We start from the raw sequence: 4,813 nt of genomic DNA on the forward strand, positions 1-4,813 counted from the left end.
ACGCAATGGGGTTCGCTGCGCATCCAGAAGATGCAGCGCATGATGGAGCGCTGCGCCCGCGACATCTTCGTCATGATGGCGGAAATCATCCCGGCGAAGTTCTCGCATGAGACGCTGCAGCAGATGACCGGCGTCCAGATCATCCCGACGCAGCAGGATCTGACGCCGGTGCAGCCGCCGCCGGCGCCACCGCCCGGCACTCAGGTGCCACCCGAGCAGCAACAGCAGCTTCAGCAGGCCATGCAGGCGGCTCAGCAGGCCGAACAACAGCGGCAGGCGAAGCTGGCCAAGCTACAGTCGATCCAGCAGCTTCTGACGCAGCGCCTGGCCATGATGTACCGCATCGACGTCGAGAGCGATTCGACGGTCAAGGCTGATCTTACCAGGCAGAAGGCAGAGACGGCCGAGTTCATGCAGGCGGCCGGCGCCTATTGGGCCGCCGTCGGTCCGCTGATCCAGCAAGGCGAGATGTCGAAGGAAGTGGCGGTCGAAATCTTCGCCGCGAACTCGCGTCTCTTCAACCTCGGCAAGTCGGTCGAGGACGTTCTGGAAAAGATGGTGACCGATGCCAAGGCGCAAGCCGGCCAGCCTCCGCAGCCAAGTGCCGAACAACAAAAAGCTCAGGCGGACGCGAAGGCGCGAGAAGCGGACCAAGCGGCGAAAGTCGCTGATGCAAAGACCAGGCAGGACGCCGCTGCGCAAGACATGCAGTTCAAGCGCGAACAGCACGACATGACGATGGCTGAGAAGCGTCTGGACCTTCAGACGAAGCGCCAGGCCGCGTGCATCGACCAGAACCAGGTCCTGCTCGCCAACGGCATCGTGCCGCCGCCCGATCCCGAGCAGATCGACGGCCAGGCGGTGTTGAAAGAGATGGCCGCGCAGCGCGACATGTTCGGGCAGGCGCTTGCCGCGCTCATTCAGGTGCTGTCGCAGCCAAAGCAGATCATCCGGGACGCCCAAGGCCGCGCGGTGACGGCGATCCCCATGCAGCCCCCACAATCAGGAGCCCAGGCAAATGGCTACAACCAGTGAAGTCGAGGTAGGGATGGCTGCCATCGCGCAGCGTCTCAGCGACCAGCGTCAGGTGATGATCAAGGTGAAGGCGAACGCGAGCGGGGCCTCGACGGCCCTCGCTGCGATCCCGAACGACTTTGCCGACGTCATCGCCACCGTCAACGCGTTCGGCACCAGCAATGCCTATGAGGCCGCAGTGAAGGCCCAACTCGCCAAGATGACGGCCGAGTTCACCGCCCTGAAATCGAAGGCTGATGCCATCGCCGCGGTGGATCTCAATAGCTGATGTTCGGCGATAGCGGCCAGTTCTACCCTTACCAGCCGATCCAGTTCATGGACGGATTGCTGAACCCGTTGGTTGGAGTGGCTCCAACATTCGATGTGGTCGGCACTCCTACGAGCGGCGACAACGGCTCATCCAACACCACCTCTACCACGGTTACCTTTCCGACCGGGATCGTAGCCGGCGAACTGCTCCTGTTGTGGTTTGCATCTGACAACCTCATCACTCCAACCACGCCGTCCGGCTGGACCAGCTTGTACACCGCCTCTAACGGCGGCATCCGCTTTACCGGCTACTACAAGCAGGCCACCGGCACGGAGGGCGCTTCGATGGTCGTTTCTCATGGCAGCTGTCAGACTGCCTGGGGATGCCTGCGCGTCACTGGGCAGACCAGCTCCATTCCGGAAGCTACGTCGGTTGGCGCGAACAGTTCTGCTCCCAATCCCCCCTCACTGACACCTTCCTGGGGCTCCGCCAGTGACCTTTGGTTCGCCGCGGCGGCGCAATGGGGCTTCTCCATCACGGCCGGTCCAGCCGGTTACACCAACGTCATCAGCAAGGCGAAGGGCACCAACAACTTTGCGCTCAGGGTCGACTATCTGAAAGCAACGGCGACCAGCCAAGACCCTGCCGCATTTACCTCTGGCGGTTCCAACTCCAACAGCGCCAGTACAACGGCGGTGCACTGAGATGCGCATTCCGAGCGGTAAAACCGACCAGGCCATCTACTTCGTCGCCGTCGACAGCACGGACCTGAAGACGCGCAAGACCGGCCTGTCGTCATTCACTGTCTATCGCAGCCGCAATGGGGGGACTGCGACTGTCTACACCACGCCGACCATCACCGAACTGTCCGCCGCCAACATGCCGGGCGTCTATTCCCTGCTGATCGACGAGGACACCACCATTGCGTCGACTTCGGACGCGGAAGAGTATTGCGTGCATATCACCCAAGCGAGCATGGCCCCGGTGTCGCGTGTCATCGAGCTTTTCCGGCGAGACACGACGAGCGGCACCACAGCGTTGGTCGACGCCAATGGTCGGGTAGACGTGATCAAGATTGCCGGCACGACCCAGACAGCGCGCGACCTCGGTTCGAGCGTGCTGCTGTCGTCGGGCACTGGCACCGGCCAGGTGAGCCTTGCGGCCGGCATAGCGGCGGTGAACGTCACGCAGTTCGGCGGTGCCGCCGGCACGTTTGCCTCGGGTCGCCCGGAAGTGAACACCACGCACGCCGCCGGCACGGCCTGGAACTCGGGCGCAATCACGGCGAACACCTTTGCGGCCGGCGCCATCACCGCTGCGAAGTTCGCGGCCAATGCTCTCGATGCGGTCTGGTCGACCGCTACGCGCGTGCTCACCGCCGGCACCAACATCGTCCTGGCCAAGGGAACCGGCGTCACCGGCTTCAACGACCTGGATGGAGCCGGTGTTCGCGGTGCCGTCGGCATGGCGTCAGCCAATCTCGACACGCAGCTTTCGACGCTGTCGGGCAACGACACCACCATCAACAACAACGTGCTGGCGGTGAACACGAAGCTCGGCGCGCCCGCCGCGGCATCGGTCTCGGCCGACATCGCTGCCATCAAGTCGGACACAGGCCCGATCAAGGCAAAGACCGACAATCTGCCCGCTGCACCGGCTGCTGTGGGCGACATCCCGACGGCAAACCAGAACGCCGACGCGATGCTAGATCGGGCTTCCGGCATCGAGGCAGGCATGACGCCTCGACAGGGCTTCCGCCTCTGGTCTGCCGCGCTGCTCGGCAAGGCGAATGGTCTCGGGACCGGAACAGCTATTTTCCGCGACACCAACGACACGAAGGACCGCATCAACGCATCGGTCGATCAGGACGGTAATCGACTGGCGGTCATTCTGGATCCGAGCTGATGTTTGCTGATCGCTATTTCGGCAAGCGCTATTTTGGAAATCGGTACTTCGGCCCGCACGGCGCCGACGTCGATTCGCTCTTCAAGCCAGGTGGCGGCTACTATCGCAAGCCGATCAAATACGTCCGCGATGGCAAGGTTGTCGACCTCGATGAGCCGTCGCCTGCACCTGTCGAGCTGGTCGAGTGGCCGGCGCTCACGCCGGAGATTGTTGCAGCTTTGCTCGCCGGCTTCCAAGCCCCGCCGATCGAGGTGCCGGACGCGGCTGCATTGGAGCGACGCCTTGGCCGCATGGTCATCGACCGCGAGATGGCAGCCATGCGCGACGATGACGACGCCGTGTTGCTGCTCCTAACGTCCTGAATTGCAAGCGGCTTAGAATTTCGCACCGACCGCTTGCACCCTGTATCTGCCCGAAAAGCAGGACAGGAAATTGGCCAGGTACGTTTTCCGAGATGGCATCTTCGTCGACCGGCAGACCGGCGTTCCGATGGAAAAGCCGTTCGCCGGCCAGATCGTCATGCCGAACGTCATTTCCGACATCCCGGATTACGCCTCGCCGATCGATGGCCGAATGATCACAACGCGCTCTCAGCGCCGCGATGATCTGAAGCGCAACAACTGCGTTGAATACGAGCCATCCCTGTCGCCGACGAAGGGCAAATTTCGCAACCCCGATTTCTGCAAGAAGCGGGGCCTTCAGGTGTCAGAGGAATTTCGATGAGCACTGCTGTAGCAGAAAGCCTTGCCAACAACGCCCCGCCTGCCGGCGCACTCGCCGAGGCCGCGAACAGCAATGCGGCAGCGGCCGATGCGGCCGACGACGCGGCGCTGGAAGCCATCTGGAACAAGAACGAGCGCGACAACGGCGCCGAGCGGGACGAAGGCAAGTTCTCCAGCCCGAATCCCGAGAAGAAGGCCGACGCGAAAGCTGACGCCGGCAAGGTATCGCCCGAGGGCGGTGGCGGAGAGGAACAGGCCGGCGGTGGTCTGACGCCTGACGCAGGGTCGGTTCCTCTCCCGGCCAACTGGCAGGGCATCAAGGGCGGCGTTGCCGAGAACGTCAAGCAGGCTTGGGAGAAAGCGCCGGCCGAGCTGCGCAAGTTCGTCGCCGAGCGCGAGCAGGAGCTTCAGGGCCGTCTGTCCGACCACGGCCGACAGGTTTCGGTTTACAAGCCCATTCAGGAAATCCTCGATCGCAACGGCGGCTACTTCGACCCGAACACGGGCAAGAAGATGGCTGACGGCAAGGTCGTCACGCCAGCCCAGGCAATCGAGTATCTTTTCAAAGTCCAGCAGAGCATGGACAAGGCTCCCGTTGAAACGATCATGAGCATCATCGACGGCTATGGCATCCGAGACAAGATTGCGGGTGTCTTCGGCCAGACCGTCCAGCAGGGCGAAAGCGAATTGCGGCAGGAAATCGCCGGGTTGAAGCAGATGCTCGCATCTGTCCACAACTCCGCGAACATCGACGACCGCATAAACCAGAGGCTCCAGGAGCGCGACGCCACCACCGCCGCCAATGAAGAGTTGGGCCGCTTGTCAGCCGACAAGCCGCTTTACTCCGAAATCCCTGAGAAGCGGATGGTCACCTTCATCAACGATGCATGGGACCGGCTTG

Annotated in this window: 6 protein-coding genes and 1 pseudogene; all 7 read left to right on the forward strand. The window is 62.6% G+C overall.

What is annotated here, in order from left to right; translation table 11 throughout:
- A pseudogene (locus tag EN738_RS30965) lies at nucleotides 1-1,035 on the forward strand (hypothetical protein); the annotation flags it as partial.
- Between the two features lie 13 nt (nucleotides 1,036-1,048).
- Nucleotides 1,049-1,303, forward strand: a complete 255-nt coding sequence (locus tag EN738_RS30970; protein ID WP_189606062.1) for a hypothetical protein — start codon at nucleotides 1,049-1,051, stop codon at nucleotides 1,301-1,303.
- Nucleotides 1,303-1,989 carry a hypothetical protein gene (locus tag EN738_RS30975; RefSeq protein WP_127286924.1) on the forward strand — a complete coding sequence of 229 codons (687 nt, stop codon included), beginning with the start codon at nucleotides 1,303-1,305 and terminating at the stop codon, nucleotides 1,987-1,989. The genes EN738_RS30970 and EN738_RS30975 overlap by 1 nt, the downstream gene beginning before the upstream one ends.
- A 1-nt stretch (nucleotide 1,990) precedes the next feature.
- Nucleotides 1,991-3,190: a hypothetical protein gene (locus tag EN738_RS30980; protein ID WP_127286925.1), complete on the forward strand. Its 1,200-nt coding sequence runs from the start codon at nucleotides 1,991-1,993 to the stop codon at nucleotides 3,188-3,190.
- A complete protein-coding gene (locus tag EN738_RS30985) occupies nucleotides 3,190-3,552 on the forward strand; it encodes a hypothetical protein (protein ID WP_127286926.1) in 363 nt (120 codons plus the stop codon). Before EN738_RS30980 ends, EN738_RS30985 begins: the two co-directional genes overlap by 1 nt.
- Nucleotides 3,553-3,679: 127 nt before the next feature.
- Entirely contained in the window at nucleotides 3,680-3,913 is a 234-nt protein-coding gene (locus EN738_RS30990) for a hypothetical protein (protein WP_245494824.1), read from the forward strand.
- Nucleotides 3,910-4,813 (forward strand): hypothetical protein (locus tag EN738_RS30995; RefSeq protein WP_210214096.1); only part of this gene is annotated, 904 nt, incomplete at its 3' end. The genes EN738_RS30990 and EN738_RS30995, both read left to right, overlap by 4 nt.

The sequence above is a fragment of the Mesorhizobium sp. M4B.F.Ca.ET.017.02.2.1 genome (assembly GCF_003998955.1).
GTDB classification, from domain to species: domain Bacteria; phylum Pseudomonadota; class Alphaproteobacteria; order Rhizobiales; family Rhizobiaceae; genus Mesorhizobium; species Mesorhizobium abyssinicae.

Bases quoted from the DNA above. Each gene is read 5' to 3' on its own strand.
- EN738_RS30980 (WP_127286925.1), top strand. From the start codon at position 1,991: ATGCGCATTCCGAGCGGTAAAACCGACCAGGCCATCTACTTCGTCGCC.
- EN738_RS30970 (WP_189606062.1), top strand. From the start codon at position 1,049: ATGGCTGCCATCGCGCAGCGTCTCAGCGACCAGCGTCAGGTGATGATC.
- EN738_RS30975 (WP_127286924.1), top strand. From the start codon at position 1,303: ATGTTCGGCGATAGCGGCCAGTTCTACCCTTACCAGCCGATCCAGTTC.
- EN738_RS30985 (WP_127286926.1), top strand. From the start codon at position 3,190: ATGTTTGCTGATCGCTATTTCGGCAAGCGCTATTTTGGAAATCGGTAC.
- EN738_RS30990 (WP_245494824.1), top strand. From the start codon at position 3,680: ATGGAAAAGCCGTTCGCCGGCCAGATCGTCATGCCGAACGTCATTTCC.